This is a genomic window from Streptomyces sp. NPDC050485, assembly GCF_044458185.1.
In the GTDB taxonomy this organism is placed as follows: Bacteria; Actinomycetota; Actinomycetes; order Streptomycetales; family Streptomycetaceae; genus Streptomyces.
The window spans coordinates 87,407-102,859 of sequence record NZ_JBITHR010000006.1; the positions used below are offsets into that span (position 1 = coordinate 87,407).

16 protein-coding genes are annotated in these 15,453 nt (G+C 71.4%); 5 read left to right on the plus strand and 11 right to left on the minus strand.

Annotated features, from left to right (window positions below):
- Positions 1 to 263: 263 nt before the first annotated feature.
- Entirely contained in the window at positions 264 to 956 is a 693-nt protein-coding gene (locus ACIBK6_RS14395) for an esterase-like activity of phytase family protein (RefSeq protein ID WP_399051527.1), read from the plus strand.
- A 126-nt stretch (positions 957 to 1,082) separates the two neighbouring features.
- On the opposite strand, the gene ACIBK6_RS14400 is transcribed toward ACIBK6_RS14395, so the two are convergent.
- Both ACIBK6_RS14400 and ACIBK6_RS14405 read right to left on the minus strand, forming a co-directional pair.
- Entirely contained in the window at positions 1,083 to 3,305 is a 2,223-nt protein-coding gene (locus ACIBK6_RS14400; protein WP_399051528.1) for an NADP-dependent isocitrate dehydrogenase, read from the minus strand.
- 118 nt (positions 3,306 to 3,423) lie between these two features.
- Positions 3,424 to 3,639 (minus strand): cold shock domain-containing protein, encoded by a 216-nt coding sequence (locus ACIBK6_RS14405; RefSeq protein ID WP_399051529.1) that lies wholly within the window; start codon positions 3,637 to 3,639, stop codon positions 3,424 to 3,426.
- Positions 3,640 to 3,957: 318 nt separating this feature from the next.
- On the opposite strand from ACIBK6_RS14405, the gene ACIBK6_RS14410 reads away from it, so the two are divergent.
- Positions 3,958 to 4,518, plus strand: a complete 561-nt coding sequence (locus tag ACIBK6_RS14410) for a hypothetical protein (protein ID WP_399051530.1) — start codon at positions 3,958 to 3,960, stop codon at positions 4,516 to 4,518.
- A 30-nt stretch (positions 4,519 to 4,548) separates the two neighbouring features.
- Here the strand turns inward: ACIBK6_RS14410 and ACIBK6_RS14415 are convergent, their stop codons facing one another.
- The 5 genes from ACIBK6_RS14415 to ACIBK6_RS14435 all read right to left on the minus strand — a co-directional run bounded on the left by ACIBK6_RS14415 (position 4,549) and on the right by ACIBK6_RS14435 (position 8,594).
- On the minus strand, positions 4,549 to 4,968 hold the full coding sequence (locus ACIBK6_RS14415; protein WP_399051531.1) for a Fur family transcriptional regulator: 420 nt from the start codon (positions 4,966 to 4,968) through the stop codon (positions 4,549 to 4,551).
- Positions 4,965 to 5,816, minus strand: a complete 852-nt coding sequence (locus ACIBK6_RS14420; RefSeq protein ID WP_399051532.1) for a metal ABC transporter permease — start codon at positions 5,814 to 5,816, stop codon at positions 4,965 to 4,967. The genes ACIBK6_RS14415 and ACIBK6_RS14420 overlap by 4 nt, the downstream gene beginning before the upstream one ends.
- Positions 5,813 to 6,712 carry a metal ABC transporter permease gene (locus ACIBK6_RS14425; RefSeq protein WP_399051533.1) on the minus strand — a complete coding sequence of 300 codons (900 nt, stop codon included), beginning with the start codon at positions 6,710 to 6,712 and terminating at the stop codon, positions 5,813 to 5,815. Before ACIBK6_RS14425 ends, ACIBK6_RS14420 begins: the two co-directional genes overlap by 4 nt.
- Complete coding sequence (locus tag ACIBK6_RS14430) at positions 6,709 to 7,521, minus strand: metal ABC transporter ATP-binding protein (RefSeq protein ID WP_399051855.1); 813 nt, start codon at positions 7,519 to 7,521, stop codon at positions 6,709 to 6,711. Before ACIBK6_RS14430 ends, ACIBK6_RS14425 begins: the two co-directional genes overlap by 4 nt.
- Before the next feature lie 92 nt (positions 7,522 to 7,613).
- Positions 7,614 to 8,594, minus strand: a complete 981-nt coding sequence (locus tag ACIBK6_RS14435; protein ID WP_399051534.1) for a metal ABC transporter solute-binding protein, Zn/Mn family — start codon at positions 8,592 to 8,594, stop codon at positions 7,614 to 7,616.
- A 325-nt stretch (positions 8,595 to 8,919) separates the two neighbouring features.
- Here ACIBK6_RS14435 and rpmF point away from each other — a divergent pair, with 325 nt between their 5' ends.
- Positions 8,920 to 9,090, plus strand: a complete 171-nt coding sequence (gene rpmF / locus ACIBK6_RS14440; protein ID WP_399051535.1) for a 50S ribosomal protein L32 — start codon at positions 8,920 to 8,922, stop codon at positions 9,088 to 9,090.
- 249 nt (positions 9,091 to 9,339) lie between these two features.
- Positions 9,340 to 10,437: a mechanosensitive ion channel family protein gene (locus ACIBK6_RS14445; RefSeq protein WP_399051536.1), complete on the plus strand. Its 1,098-nt coding sequence runs from the start codon at positions 9,340 to 9,342 to the stop codon at positions 10,435 to 10,437.
- Positions 10,438 to 10,483: 46 nt separating this feature from the next.
- Here ACIBK6_RS14445 and ACIBK6_RS14450 read toward each other — a convergent pair whose 3' ends face one another.
- The 4 genes from ACIBK6_RS14450 to ACIBK6_RS14465 form a co-directional block, all read right to left on the minus strand.
- A complete protein-coding gene (locus ACIBK6_RS14450; RefSeq protein WP_399051537.1) occupies positions 10,484 to 10,966 on the minus strand; it encodes an NUDIX hydrolase in 483 nt (160 codons plus the stop codon).
- Between the two features lie 35 nt (positions 10,967 to 11,001).
- Positions 11,002 to 12,618: an apolipoprotein N-acyltransferase gene (lnt, locus tag ACIBK6_RS14455; RefSeq protein WP_399051538.1), complete on the minus strand. Its 1,617-nt coding sequence runs from the start codon at positions 12,616 to 12,618 to the stop codon at positions 11,002 to 11,004.
- Positions 12,619 to 12,764: 146 nt separating this feature from the next.
- The gene (locus tag ACIBK6_RS14460; protein WP_399051539.1) at positions 12,765 to 13,352 is read right to left on the minus strand and encodes a hypothetical protein; all 588 of its coding nucleotides are present in this window, start codon (positions 13,350 to 13,352) and stop codon (positions 12,765 to 12,767) included.
- Positions 13,353 to 13,393: 41 nt separating this feature from the next.
- Complete coding sequence (locus ACIBK6_RS14465) at positions 13,394 to 14,176, minus strand: glutamate racemase (RefSeq protein WP_399051540.1); 783 nt, start codon at positions 14,174 to 14,176, stop codon at positions 13,394 to 13,396.
- A gap of 80 nt (positions 14,177 to 14,256) precedes the next feature.
- On the opposite strand from ACIBK6_RS14465, the gene ACIBK6_RS14470 reads away from it, so the two are divergent.
- Positions 14,257 to 15,432, plus strand: coding sequence for a glycosyltransferase (locus ACIBK6_RS14470; protein WP_399051541.1), 1,176 nt, complete (start codon positions 14,257 to 14,259; stop codon positions 15,430 to 15,432).
- Positions 15,433 to 15,453 lie beyond the last annotated feature (21 nt).

The window sequence follows — 15,453 nt, forward strand, 5'->3', positions numbered from 1 at the left end:
ATTCCACCGCCCGTCGAGCGTCTTCACTGACGATGACGGGACTCAACTCGCCTGTCACACAAGGCGATCCAGGGTGTCCGGGGCTGGCTCCGTCCGACCAGGGAGGAACTCGTGCGCCTGCGCACCGTCGTCACCGCCGCGACCGCTTCACTGGCCGTCGCCGCCTCGGTGACCGTCACCGATGCGACCGCCGCCACCCGCCGTCGAACGGCGTCTCGCACGCCTGCTCCTCGTCCACCGCCATCGACGGCTTCTCGGACGCCTTGGACAAGACTCTGTTCCGCGGCCCGGTCGTCGGCGATTTGTCCGGTCTGGCCGTCGACACCGACGGTACGGTCGCCGCGCTGTCCGACCGTTCGCAGCTCTTCGCCCTGAAGGTGGGCAGGGGCCCGGCGGCGGCGCCGGTGCGGGTCGTGCCGCTCGCCGACGAGAAGGGCGCTCCGCTGGACTCGGAGGCCGTCGTCATCGACCGCGGCGGCACCCGTCTGATCACCTCCGAGGTGGAGCCGTCGGTTCGCCGCTACGACCTGGACGGCAAGCTCCTGGGACGGCTGCCGGTCCCCGGCGCGCTGCGGGTCGCCCCGGCCGGGCGTGCCACCGTCAACCTGACCTTCGAGGGGCTCGCCCTCCAGCCGGGCGGCCACACCCTGATCGCCTCCATGGAGGGACCCTGTCGGGCGACGGCAAGGACACTGCCGGACATTCACTCGTACGGTTCCAGACCTGGCACCGCGGCGGCCCGAAAGGTGACTTCCGGCTCGCCGGGCAGTACGCCTGGCGCGACGGCCGAGCAGCCGCAGCCCAACCCGCTGCTCGACGACATCGAGGGCACAGCCGTCACGGGCCGCACCCGGGACGGGCGGCTGCGGCTGCTCCTGGTCAGCGACGACAACGAGAACCCGAAGCAGATCGCCCGCCCGTACTCGCTGACGATCCGGCCGACCCGCCGCGTCTGACCCCTCCAACTGCCCTGCCCTTCGCGGGAGTTCACTGTCGGGCCCGCGCCGGGCAACGCAACCGCCCCGGCCGGAGAGATCCGGCCGGGGCGATGGGTGCGGAAGGCTTCGGTGCCTTCTGCCGGGTCAGGCGAGGGTGGCGATGGCCTGGTTGAAGGTCGCCGACGGGCGCATGACCGCGGACGCCTTGGCGGCGTCCGGCTGGTAGTAGCCGCCGATGTCGACCGGCGAGCCCTGCACCGCGATGAGCTCGTCGACGATGGTCTGCTCCTGCTCGCTCAGCGCCGCGGCCAGGGCCGCGAACGCCTCCGCGAGCTTCGCGTCGTCGGTCTGCCTGGCCAGCTCCTGCGCCCAGTACAGCGCCAGGTAGAAGTGGCTGCCGCGGTTGTCGATGCCGCCCAGCTTGCGGCTCGGCGACTTGTCCTCGTTGAGGAAGGTGCCGGTGGCGCGGTCGAGGGTGTCGGCGAGGATCTGGGCGCGCGCGTTGCCCGTCGTCGTCGCCAGGTGCTCGAAGCTGACCGCGAGCGCGAGGAACTCGCCCAGGCTGTCCCAGCGCAGGTAGTTCTCCTTGACCAGCTGCTGGACGTGCTTGGGCGCGGAGCCGCCGGCGCCCGTCTCGAAGAGGCCGCCGCCGTTCATCAGCGGGACCACCGAGAGCATCTTGGCGCTGGTGCCCAGCTCCAGGATCGGGAACAGGTCGGTCAGGTAGTCGCGCAGCACGTTGCCGGTGACCGAGATGGTGTTCTCGCCGCGGCGGATGCGCTCCAGGGAGAACGCGGTCGCCTCGACCGGCGACATGATCTCGATCCGCAGGCCCTCGGTGTCGTGCTCGGCGAGGTAGGTGCGGACCTTCTGGATGAGGGTGGCGTCGTGCGCCCGGCCCTCGTCCAGCCAGAACACGGCCGGGTCGCCGGTCGCGCGGGCGCGGGTGACGGCGAGCTTGACCCAGTCCTGGATGGGCAGGTCCTTGGTCTGGCAGGCGCGGAAGATGTCGCCCTCGGCGACCTCCTGCTCCAGCACCACGGTGCCCGCGGTGTCGACCAGGCGGACGGTGCCCGCGGTGTGGATCTCGAAGGTCTTGTCGTGGCTGCCGTACTCCTCGGCCTTCTGCGCCATCAGACCGACGTTGGGCACGGAGCCCATGGTGGCCGGGTCGAAGGCGCCGTGCGCACGGCAGTCGTCGATGACGACCTGGTACACGCCGGAGTAGCTGCTGTCCGGCAGGACCGCGAGGGTGTCGGCCTCCTGGCCGTCGGGGCCCCACATGTGGCCGGAGGTGCGGATCATGGCCGGCATGGAAGCGTCGACGATGACGTCGGACGGCACGTGCAGGTTGGTGATGCCGCGGTCGGAGTCGACCATGGCGAGCGCCGGGCCCTCGGTGAGCTCGGCTGCGAAGGCCGCCTTGATCTCGGCACCGATGTGCGGAACCTTGTCGAGGCCCTTGAGGATGGCGCCGAGGCCGTCGTTCGGGGACAGGCCGGCGGCGACCAGCACGTCACCGTACTTGTCGAACGTCTTCGGGAAGAAGGCGCGCACCACGTGGCCGAAGACGATGGGGTCGGAGACCTTCATCATCGTCGCCTTGAGGTGCACCGAGAACAGCACGCCGTCGGCCTTGGCACGGGCGATCTGCGCGGAGAGGAACTCGCGCAGCGCGGCCACGCGCAGCACGGACGCGTCCACGACCTCGCCCGCGAGGACCGGTACGGACTCGCGCAGCACGGTGGTGGTGCCGTCAGCCGCCGCCAGCTCGATCCGCAGCGAACCGGCCTCGGCGATGACCGCGGACTTCTCGGTGGAGCGGAAGTCGTCGGCGCCCATGGTCGCCACGTTCGTCTTCGACTCTGAGGTCCAGGCGCCCATGCGGTGCGGGTGCGCCTTGGCGTAGTTCTTGACCGACGCGGGGGCGCGGCGGTCGGAGTTGCCCTCGCGCAGGACCGGGTTGACGGCGCTGCCCTTGATCTTGTCGTAGCGCGCGCGGACGTCCTTGTCCTGGTCGCTCTTCGGGTCGTCCGGGTAGTCCGGCAGCGCGTAGCCCTGCGCCTGCAGCTCGGCGACGGCCGCCTTCAGCTGCGGAATGGACGCCGAGACGTTCGGCAGCTTGATGATGTTGGCCTCGGGCGTCTTGGCCAGCTCGCCAAGCTCGGCGAGCGCGTCGTGGATCCGCTGGCTCTCCTCGAGGAACTCGGGGAAGCTCGCGATGATGCGCCCCGCGAGAGAGATGTCACGGGTCTCCACAGTGACGCCGGCGGTCGAGGCGTACGCCTGGATCACTGGCAGGAACGAATGCGTCGCCAGGGCCGGCGCCTCGTCAGTGTGGGTGTAGATGATGGTCGAGTCAGTCACCGGGTGCTCCGCTCCACGTCTGCAACATTGCTCGACATCAAGATATCTCGTGATCGCCCCGGGTCACGACGGGGCCCCGCCGCCGGGCGACAGGGGGCCGGCGGATCGGGGGCCCGGTTCACGGGCGTACCGCGCGCGCCTCGAAGCGGCCCCGGCCCAGCTCTATGACGAAGGAGACCCGCTGCCCTTCGGAGAGCGTCCGGGTCTCCCCCTCGATGTCCTCGCGGCGCACATGGATGGCGTCGTGCTGCCCGAGCGGCACGACGAATCCGTAGCCCCTCTCACGGTCGAAGTACTGGACAATCCCTTCGCACCGCTCGCTCATTGCCTCCATGACCTCACTCCTCGTGAACCCAGCGGGTTCCCCCTTTCCCGGAGCGCACGACCTGTCGCACGCCGGAGCGAACACGCTCCTCACTGGTGGATATACCGCTACGCCCGAGGTTTGATGCCCGCGCCGTACCTCCCGGGGAGGCCTGATCACGCGGACGCGCGGGAGGCGTGTCGCTGCTGCGACCGATGCCGTCCCGCACGTTCCGGACCCCGCGGACGCGCGGGCGGCGTAAGGCCCGCGTCAATTCGGGCGGGCGGTCCGTCAGCGGTCCATCAAGGAGCGGCGACACATGGGGTGCGGACCCCTAGCGTCCCGTCCATGGGACGACGGACCACCCGCAGCGTGGCGGGACGCGGCACCACACCTGTGCGGGCGGCCGAAGCGGTGGTGCACGACACCACATGGGCGGGCGAGGCCCGCTCGGCGGCCGGTTGCGCGGCGCTGCTCCTCGCGCTGCTGTACGTCATCGACACCGCCGCCGGGACCCTGACCGTCCCGCGCGGCGTGCTGTGGACCGCGTTCGCCGTCCTGCTGTTCGCCGTGCTCTGGCCCGCCCGGGTGTCGGTGGGCCGGGGTCGGCTCGTCTCGCGCGGGCTGCTGCGGCGCACCGAGGTGCGCACCGACCGCCTGGTCTCGGTGCGCTGGTCGGACGGCGTGGCCCAGCGTCTCGTGCTGCGGGACGTCGAGGGCAACCGGGCCGAGATCGACCCGAAGGTCCTCGTCGCCAATCCCCCGCTGTGGCACCTCCTCGACGCGGACGCCCGCACCAGCCTCGACCGGGGCGTGCTCCGCTGCGGCGAGCGGGCCCTGCGGCAGATGGCGGCCCGCGTGGACCGCGAAACGGCCCGCACGGTGTTCAAGGTCTCGGGCCTCGGGTAGCCGACCTCCCGGGGCCAGGGGTGAACTCCCCTACCCAGTAAGGCAGTCGGGGCAGACGCCGGTGAGTTCCAGGGTGTGTTCCACCTCGGCGAAACCGGAGAGCCGCGCGATGCGGTCGGCCCAGCTCTCGACGGCGGCGGAGTCGACGGCCAGGCTCATGCCGCAGAGCCTGCACAGCAGGTAGTGCCGGTGTTCGGCGGTGGGGCGGTGCCGGAAGAGGCGTTCGCCGCCCCGGTCGCGTACGACATCGGCGCGGCCCGCCTCGGCAAGCCCACCCAGTGTGCGGTAGACGGTGCTCAGGCCGATGCCCGAACCGGCGGCTCGCAGCGAGGCGTGCAGGGTGCGGGATCCTACGAAGCCGCCCGCTTCGATCAACGCCTGGAGCACGACGGCACGTTGTGTGGTCCGTCTGCCGAGCAGCGTGACCTCGTCGGACGATCCGGCCGTCATGCCGGTGCCCTTGTGGTGCGCACAGACAGGGCGGCGCGGGGACGTCGTACCGCGGCGAGCGCGGCCGCATACCCGGCGGTGGCGACGGCCATGATGGCGAAGCTGGGCGGCAGTTGAGGCACCGTATAGCTGAGGGTGAGGCCCGCCCACATATAGGCGACACCCAGTGCGCCGGACAGGGCGAGCGCCCGGTAGGGGCGGTCGGTGAGGCGGTGGGCGGTCCCGGCGGGTGCGGCGAGCAGGCCGAGCAGCAGCAGCGAGCCGACCGCCTGGGTGGCTTCGGCGGCGGTGGCGCCGACCAGGGCCAGGAAGACGATGCCGAGGACGCGTACCGGCACCCGTCGTGCGGCGGCCACCGCCTCGTCGACGGACGCGAACAGCAGGGGGCGGGCCATGACGAGCAGGGCGAGGGCGAGGCCGGCCGCGATGGCCGCGGCGAGCCAGGCCTGCCGGGCGGACAGGCCGAAGACGGAGCCGAAGAGCACTGTGACCCCGGCGGTTCCGTCGGTCGCTCCACGGCTGGTGGTGTAGAGGGTGAGAAAGAAGACGCCGAGGCCGAGGATCCAGGAGAAGACGCTGCCGATGGCCACGTCGTCCGCCCGGCCGCGTCCGCCGAGCGCGCCGATGACCACCGCGAGGAGCACCGTCGCGCCGAACAGGCCGAGGCGCGGGTCCCAGCCGATCGCGAGCGCGCCCAGCGCGCCGGCGAAGGCCACATGGCTGAGGGCGTCGCCGGTGAACACCTGGGCGCGCAGCACCAGGAAGTGGCCCGTCAGGCCGGCCGCCAGGGCGATGGCCGTACCCGCGAGGAGGGCGTGGGTGAAGTAGGGGTGGGAGAAGGCGTTCACCCGGCACCTCCTGGCAGTGGCCGGCGCCGTCCGGTGGCGGTGAGCGCGCGGCCCAGACGGGCCGCCACATAGCCGGCGAAGGCGAAGGTCGTCACGTAGAACCCGATCGGATAGAGGGAGTAGTACGCGGTGATCAGCCCGGCCCACGTCACCACGACGGCGATCAGCACCGAGACGAGCAGGCCGGCGGCGGGCCGCGCGGTCAGTTGCTGGGCGGTCGCGGCGGGCATGACGAGGAGGGCGAACACCAGCAGGGTGCCGGTGATCTGGCCGGCCTCGGCGGTGGCCACCCCCAGGAGGAGCAGGAAGGCGACCGACAGCGCCCGTACCGGGACTCCGCGCGCGGCGGCCACGTCGGGGTCTGCGGAGGCGAACAGCAGGGGCCGTCCCAGGACCGCGAGCACCCCGAGTGCGACGGCCGCCACCACGGCGAGGACCGTCACCTGGGCGGTCGTGATGCCCAGAAAGCTGCCGAACAGCAGGGAGTTGATCCCGCCGAGGAATCCCTTGTAGAGGGATACGAAGAGGAATCCTGAGGCCAGCAGGAAGGCCTGTACGGTGCCGGTCAGCGCCGACTCCTGGCCCCGGCCGCCCTGTCCGGCCCGTGGTATCGCGGCGATCGCGAGCGCGCCCCCGACGCAGAACGCGAAGTAGCCGAATCCGGCGGCGACTCCGAGCAGGGTGGCGCAGGCCGCGCCGGGGAAGCTGATCACGGCCAGGGTGTGCCCGGCGAAGCTCTGCTTGCGCAGCACCATGTACCAGCCGATGACGGCGGCCAGTACGGCGACCACCGTGCCCGCCCGGAAGGCGTTGACCATGAAAGGGAACGCCCAGATCTGCTGGAGGTCGGTGACCGGGTTCCACGACCAACCGGTGTTCGCGTCGGCCCAGTTCACGGCAGGTGCCGATCGGTGTGTGCGGCGGGCGCCTCCGGCTGGCCGACCACCACCAGGCGTCCGTCACTGGTGTGGAGCACCTCCACGGGTGCGCCGTACAGGCGCGAGAGGGTCCCTGTGGTGATCACCTCGTGGGGGCGGCCCGCCACCGCGCCGCCCTCGGCGATGTACACGACCCGGTCGAGCCACGGCAGTATCGGATTCACGTCGTGGGCGACCATCACCACACTCACTCCTTCCTCCCGGCAGATCCGGCCGATCAGGGCCGCCACCGCCCCCTGGTGGGACAGGTCCAGGCTGTCCAGCGGCTCGTCGAGCAGCAGCAACTCGGGTCTGCGGACGAGCGCTTGGGCGATGAGCAGCCGCTGCTGCTCACCTCCCGAGCAGGCGCCGATCGGCCGGTGGGCGTACGCGGTGGCCCCGACGAGTTCGATGACCTCGGCGATGCGCTGCCGTTCCGCGCGGCGCCGGGCGCTGAAGCGGGCGGGCAGCGGAAGCGGCACGCCCCAGCGGTCGCCGTCCAGGCCGAGCCGCACGATGTCGGTGCCGCGGATGCGCAGACTGGCGTCGAAGCTGCGGCGTTGCGGGAGGTAGCCGATGTGCCGGCTGGCCCGTCCGGGCGCACGGCCGAGCACCCGCACCTCTCCCTCGGCGGCCGGCAGCACCCCGAGCAGGACCTTCACCAGCGTCGACTTCCCGGCTCCGTTCGGGCCGAGTACGGCGGTGAACTCGCCTGCCGCGATGTCGAGTTCGACCCCGGACCACAGGGTGCGGCCGCCGAGCCGGACCCCGGCGCCGCGCAGCGACACCACGGCCCGGGCGGCTTCGGCGGGCCCGCTCTGTGCCGGGACCCCGTGGTGGCGCACCACATCACTCACCCGCGTCACGGGCTTCACGGCCGTCACTTGCCCGTCGCCAGGGCCAGTGCCTTCTCGATGTCCTTCAGCTGGCGCACCTGCCAGTCCTGGAAGGAGGCGCCGGCCGGGGTGAGGGTCTCGGTCACCGTGGCGACCGGGATGCCCGCCGCCTTGACCGCCTTGACCTGGGCGGCGACATCGGGCGTGGAGTTCTGGCTGTTGTAGACGTAGATCTTGATCTGCTTGTTCTTGATCTGTGCGTCGATCGCCGACTTGTCCTTGGCGGTCGGGTCGGTCCCCTCGCTGATCGCGCCGAGGAAGGACTCCGGGGTGAGCATCCGCAGGCCGAGGCCTTCGGAGAGGGGGGTGACGATGGACTCCGAGGCGCCGATCGGCGTGCCCGCGTACCTGGCCTTGATGTCGGCGACGAGCTTGTTGTAGGGAGCGAGGGTCTGCTCCTCGTACGTCTTCTTCTGCGCGTCGAAGTAGGCGGCGTCGGCCGGGTCGAGCTTCTTGTAGTCGCCGGTGATCTTCTCGATCACCTTGTGGACGTCGTCCGGTGAGTACCAGCGGTGCGGGTTGCCGCCGGGCTTGAGGCCGACCAGGTCGCCGACCTTCAGATCGGTCCGGCCGCTGCCGGGGTTGGCGGACAGGAGCTTGTCGGCCCAGGCGTCGTAGCCGATGCCGTTGACGATCGTGTACTGGGCGGTGGCGACGGTGCGTCCGTCGGCGGCGGTCGGCTCGTAGGCGTGCGGGTCGGCGTCGGGGTTGCTGATGATGCTCTTCACATCCGCGTGGGTGCCGCCGAGCTGCTGGGCGATGCTGCCCCAGAAGTTCTCCGCCGCGACGACGTGGAGCGGGGCCGAGCCGCCCTTGCCGTCGGCCGGGCTCGCGGCCCCCTTGGTCCCACTGGTCCCCGACGAGGTGGAGCAGGCGCTCAACGCGGCGATCAACACGACAACTGCCGTACTTCCAGCGGCAGTTCGGATACGGGTCTGGGCATGGCTGGATATGGCGGTACGCATGGCGGGGTACTCCTCGACAGACCGGTGGACCCGCACAGAGGCAGGGCCCGGCAGAGCGGGACACCCGCCACGTTAGATGAAAACGATTGTCACACCCATACCTCGAACCATCCCAGGTGGAAATCATCACCAACTCTTGACGACTTCCCGCCCCGCCCGAGTGGTGGCCGCGCGAGCCGGGCGGTCGGGTTCAACCGGGGGCGATCACGCCCGACCGGGACGGTCGCACCCTGATCAAGAGGGGACTTATTGGCAATGGAATCCATTTCCAATATAGGCTGCTCTCGATAGCTCTCTCATCCCGACGACGGAGGTCTCTTCCCCCATGGCCGTTCCCAAGCGCAAGATGTCCCGCTCCAACACCCGCCACCGCCGCGCCCAGTGGAAGGCGACCACACCCCAGCTGGTGCCGATCACCGTGGACGGCTCGGTCTACCGGGTGCCGCAGCGCTTGGTGAAGGCGTACGAGCGCGGTCTCATCCGTCCGGAAGGCTGAGCCCGGCGCTCCGGCTCGCGGCCGGGGCACGGGCCGGAGTCCGCGCGCCGTGGCGGCGTGATACCGGCCCACCTGCGACGACGCTGTGCCGATGGGGCAGGATGGCAGCCCGTTCCAGGGCGTGCTCACGCCCGAACGAGGCTCCATGCACAGCGACCTGACAGGTGACAAGGTGACGACACACCACATGGGGCGAGCGACGGCGCCCCTCGCTCCCTCCCCGGCCCCCCGCCGCTCGGCGGGTGTCCGGTGAACCGGGGTCTCGTCCTGCACGACTGGTTGGTGGCCGCCACCGCGGTGGCAGCGGGCATCGCGGCCGGACTGATCCTGCGCGTCCTCCTGCGCTGGCTGGGCAAGCACGCGCGCAGGACGCGATGGAGCGGGGACGACATCATCGTCGACGCACTGCGCACCATCGCGCCCTGGGCGGCCGTCATCGCGGGCACGGCCGTGGCGGCCTCGGCGCTGCCCCTCACCACGCGGGTCGCGGGCATCCTCAACCATTCGCTGACCGCCCTGCTCATCCTCATCACCACCTTCACCGCGGCCCGGGTGGTCGCCGGCCTCGTACAGTCCCTGGCGCAATCCCGGACCGGCGTGGCCGGTTCGGCCACGATCTTCGTGAACATCACGCGGGTCGTGGTGGTCGCGATGGGCCTCCTCGTCGCCCTGGAGACCGTGGGCGTGTCCATCGCTCCGCTGCTCACCGCGCTCGGAGTGGGTGGTCTCGCCGTTGCCCTGGCCCTCCAGGACACCCTCGCCAATCTCTTCGCGGGGGTGCACATCCTCGCGTCGAAGACGGTGCAGCCCGGTGACTACATCCGGCTCAGCAGTGGCGAGGAGGGCTATGTGGTCGACATCAACTGGCGCAACACGGTGGTGCGCAACCTGTCGAACAACCTCGTGATCATCCCCAATGGCCGCCTCGCCCGTACCAACATGACCAACTACACCCGCCCGGAACAGGAGTTGTCGATCCTGGTGCAGGTGGGGGTCGGCTACGACAGCGACCTGGAACACGTCGAGCGGGTGACCCTGGAGGTCGTCGACAGTGTGATGACGGACATCGCGGGGGCGCTGCCCGGACATGAGGCCGCCGTCCGCTTCCACACGTTCGCGGACTCCAGGATCAACTTCACGGTGATCCTGGGCGTGGGCGAGTTCAGCAACCAGTACCGGATCAAGCACGAGTTCATCAAGCGCCTGCATCGGCGGTTCCTGGCGGAGGGCATCTCGATCCCCGCCCCCACTCGGACCGTCTTCCTCCAGCAGGAGTTGCCGGAGCCGTCCCCGTTCCCGCACCAGCGCGAGGCGCCGCCGTCCGCGCTGGCGGACAACCAGCGCTGAGAACCACCGGGGCCCCTCCCCACCCCATATGGTCAGCGCACATGGTTCACACGGCGGTGCTGGGTTGGAACCATGTGGGGCCGTCCGACTGAGCCTGCTTGATGCGGAACAGTGCGAACTCGCTGAGTTTCGGCAGGGCGTCCAGGGCGAACCAGCCCACTTCGAGCGACTCGTCGTCGTTGACGCGGGCCTCGCCGCCGGTGGCCCGGCAACGGAAGGTGATGTCCATGTATTGGCACACGTCGCCGTTGGGGTAGGTGATGCTCTGGCGCGCGGCTTCGACCAGCACCACCCGCTCGGCGACACACCGTACGCCGGTCTCCTCGTACACCTCGCGGACCGCGGTGTCGGCGGGCTCCTCCCCCGGCTCGGGGATGCCGCCGATGGTCGACCACTGGCCGTTGTCAGCCCGTCGGCCGAGCAGGACCCGGCCCTCGTCGTCGAAGACGATCGCGCTCACACCCGGCAGCAGGAGCAGTTGGTGCCCGGCGGCGGCCCGGATGTCTCGAATGAAGTCAGGAGTTGCCATGCTCCGACCCTAACGGCCAGTCCGGAACCGGCCGTTCAGTTCTCAGTTCCGCGCCGGGCCCGCACGGACCGGGTGATCGCCCAGGCCAGGCCCCCGGCGGCGGCCGCGACGAGCGCCCACTCGGGCAGCGTGCCGAGCCGGGTCGCGGGGGTCTGCGAGGAGCGCAGCGGCACCTTGGCGACGAGTGAGTCCGGGGTGAACATCGCGGTCTTCTTCACGACCTTGCCATCGGGCATGATCACGGCGCTGACCCCGCTGGTGACGGGGACGGCCACCGTCCTGCTGTGCTCCACCGCGCGTACCCGTGACATGGCGAGCTGCTGGTAGGTCATCTCGCTGCGGTCGAAGGTGGCGTTGTTGCTCGGCACGGAGATCAGCTGGGCGCCCGCGGTGACGGTGTCGCGCACGGCCCAGTCGAAGGCGGCTTCGTAGCAGGTGGCGAGGCCGACCTTGGTGCCGCCCATGGTGAACAGGCCCGGCTTGGTCCCGCGGTTGAAGTCCTCGCGGACCATGGAGGTGTAGCCGGGGGCGAAGGCGGCGATGAATCCGCGCAGCGGGATGTACTCGCCGAACGGCTGGATCTGCCGCTTGTCGTACGTAGCCACGGGCCCCAGCTTCGGGTCCCACTGGACCTGCTCGTTGTACAGCTTCGTGCCGTAGCCGCCGACGACCGCGCCGACCGAGATCGGTGCGCCGATGGTCTTCGCGGCGTGGTCGATGGCGGCGCGTGCGTCGTCGTCCACGAAGGGGTCGACGTCGGAGGAGTTCTCCGGCCACAGCACGAGGTCGGGCTGGGGCTCCTGGCCGGCCCTCACCTTGTCGGCGAGCCGCAGCGTCTCCCGTACGTGGTAGTCGAGCACGGCCCGGCGCTGGGAGTTGAAGTCGAGGCCGAGGCGGGGCACATTGCCCTGGATCACGGCGACGGTGGCGGTGCCGTCCTCGGCGGAGTCGCTGACCAGGCCGCGGGCGCCGAACGAGGCGCCGACCGGCACCAGGACCGTGAGCAGGGCGCCCGCGGCCGCACCCCTGCGGACGACCCCGGTACGCCGCTGACGGACCGCCTGCCGGACGCACTCGTACAGTCCGAAACCGCACAGCACCACGGCGAGGCCGAGGACGGGCGTGCCGCCCAGGGCGGCGAGCGGGAGGAAGGTTCCGTCGGCCTGGCCGAAGGCGACCTTGCCCCAGGGGAAGCCGCCGAACGGGAACCGCGCACGGGCCGCCTCGGACGCGACCCACATGGTGGCCGCCCACACAGGCCACAGCGGAAGCCTGGAGACCACGGCGATGCCCGCGCCGGCCGCGCCGACGAACAGGGCCTCGATCGCGGCGAGCCCGATCCAGGGTCCGGGGCCGACCTCCACACCGGTCCATACGAGGAGCGGGAGCAGGAAGCCAAGGCCGAAGAGGTAGCCGAGACCGAGGCCGGCCTTCCAGCTCCGGCCGCGCAGCACCCAGCCGAAGACGGCGAACGCGGGCAGCGCCAGCAGCCACAGAGGCCTGGGCGGGAAGCTCAGATACAGGAGCACCCCACCGAGCGCGGCCACCGCGGGCCGGGCGAGACGGTTCAGCAGTCCCCGCAGCCGCGAGGGTGCGGCAGGCTGCGGTCCGAGCTGTTCCGGCTCGGTTGTGGGGGTTTCGGTGGTGCTCACCCGGCGGAGTCTACGGTGGCCGCCTGTGCGGAGGGGAGTCCGGTCCTGCGGCCACTGCCGGGTGCACCGCTACGGTCAGACTCTGCCACTGCCAGGTGCACCGCGTGCGGTCAGGCCCCCGCCACTGCCGGGTGCACCGCGTGCGGTCAGGCTCCTACCGGCTTGCCGGCGCTCAGCAGGCGCAGCCGGTCGCGGATGACGCGGACCGCCGCTTCGGCGTCGTCGACGGTGACCGTGAAGACGCGTCCGTCACCGAGCCTGAGCACCAGGCCCTCGCCTCGGCGCACGACCACGGCGGTGCCCATCTCGGGCCGCCAGCGATAGCCCCAGCCGCCCCACTGGCGCGGGGTGACCCGGGGTGCGAAGTCGGCGCCGACCACATGGTCGAGGGGGATGGTGCGGCGCGGCAGTCCGATGTGGCCGCAGCGCACTTCCAGGCAGTCGCTGTCGACCTTGACCGCCACATGGACGAAGGCGAGGGTCCCGAAGATCACGAGGAGTCCTGCCGCCACGCATCCGATCACGGACATCAGCAGCGGCGCGATGCCCGAGGTCCACTCCGAGTCCACGGCCAGCTCGACGCCGAGGGCGATGCAGGCCGCGCCTCCGGCCGCGAGCAGCCACTGGACGCGGTTGGTGGCACTGCCGGTCCAGACCTCGGGCGGCTGCTCGGCGGTGCCGGATCCGTCGCGGGACTCGGGAGGCGTGGGGTACTCCGGGGACGGTTCCCTCATGGTGAGCAGCGTACTCCGCCGCGGCGGCAGCCGCTCGGCGCTCAGTGAGCGGGGCTGACAGCCTGTAGCAGGCGTCCTTCGGGGTAGGCGAGGGCGACGCCGGGCAGTTCGCCCGGGCGTCCGCTGAGCAGTACGGTCAGGCCTCCGACCTGGGCGGCGTCCGGCGCCGGGGCGATTCCCGCCCGGCGCAGGCCCTGGGCGGCGACGGGTTCGGCACTGCCGAAGAAGGTGAGCGGGCCGCCGTCGGGGCGCAGGGCCGTGCGGATGCGTTCGGCCACCAGCTCGTAATGGGTGCAGCCCAGGACGACGGTCCTTACCTCGGGCGGGGTCAGGGCAGCGGCCGCGGCGACCGCCAGGTCGATGGCGGTGTCGTCGGCGTGCTCCACGGCTTCGGCGAGGCCCGGGCAGGGCACCTCGGTGACGGGCACGCCGTCGGCGAATTCGCGGATGAGCCCGCGCTGGTAGGGGCTGCCCGTGGTGGCGGGGGTCGCCCAGATGGCGAAGGGGCCGCCGGTGGCCGCGGCCGGCTTGATCGCGGGGACGGTGCCGATCACCGGAATCGCCGGTTCCAGGGCGGCGCGGATCGCGGGCAGCGCGTGTACCGAGGCGGTGTTGCAGGCGATGATCAGGGCGTCCGGCTCCAGGGAGGCCGCCGCCCTGGCCACGGCGAGCGCGCGCTCGGTGACGCTGTCGGGCGTACGCGGGCCCCAGGGCATGCCGTCCGGGTCGGACGAGATCACGAGCTCGGCGTCGGGGCGCAGCCGGCGCACTGCGGCGGCCGCGGCGAGCAGCCCGATTCCGGAGTCCATGAGCGCGATCTTCATCCGGTCACCATAGTCGACGGCCTCGGCGAATCCGGCCGAGCTCCCGTGCGGGGCACGGGAGGTGGGGCAGACTGCGGCGGGTGAGCGCCCTTGTATGGATCGCCCTGGTGTCCCTGGTCGTCTGGCTCTGGCTACTGCTCGGGCAGGGTTTCTTCTGGCGTACCGACCAGCGACTGCCGCCCCATGTGGACCTCGCACATTGGCCGGATGTCGCCGTCGTGGTGCCGGCCCGCGACGAGGCGGAGGTGCTGCCGCTGAGCCTTCCGTCGCTGCTCGCCCAGGACTATCCCGGCCGCGCGGAGATCTACCTGGTGGACGACGGGAGCTCGGACGGCACCGGCGGGCTCGCGCTGTCGCTGGCGGAGCGGAACGGGGGGCTGCCGCTGACGGTCGTATCGCCCGGTGAGCCGGAGGCGGGCTGGACCGGGAAGCTGTGGGCGCTGCGTCAGGGCATGGCCCTCGCGCGGGCTCGCGGGCCGGAGTACCTCCTGCTGACCGATGCCGACATCGCGCATGAGCCGGACAGCCTGCGGAAGCTGGTCGCGGCGGCCCGCGGCGGCGGCTTCGATCTGGTCTCGCAGATGGCACGGCTGCGGGTGGCGAGCGGCTGGGAGCGGCTGATCGTGCCGGCTTTCGTCTACTTCTTCGCGCAGCTGTATCCGTTCCGCTGGATCAATGCCCGGCGGGCCCGTGCGACGGCCGCGGCGGGTGGTTGCGTGCTCCTCCGTACGGAGGCCGCGGAAAGCGCCCGGATTCCGGACGCGGTCCGCCAGGCTGTGATCGACGACGTGTCCGTGGCCCGCGCGGTGCGGAAGTCCGGCGGGCGGGTCTGGCTGGGCCTCGCGGACGGCGTGACCAGCGTGCGCCCCTATCCGCACCTCGCGGACCTGTGGCGGATGATCTCGCGCAGTGCGTACGCGCAGCTGCGGCACAGCCCGCCGCTGCTGCTCGGCACGGTCGCGGGCCTCGCGCTCGTCTATCTGGCGCCGCCGGTCACGTGCATCGCGGGCCTGGCCGCCGGCAGCGCGGGCGCGGCGTGGGCGGGCGGGCTCGGCTGGCTGGTGATGACGGGAACGTATCTGCCGATGCTGCGCTACTACCGTCAACCGCTCGCGCTCGCCCCGACGCTGCCGTTCACCGCGCTGCTGTACCTGCTGATGACGGTGGACTCGGCCGTGCAGCACTACCGCGGCCGGGGCGCGGCCTGGAAGGGCCGCACCTACGCCCGGCCCGAGGCCGCCCCCGACCAGTATTGAAGCGGGTTCGGATACGGGCTC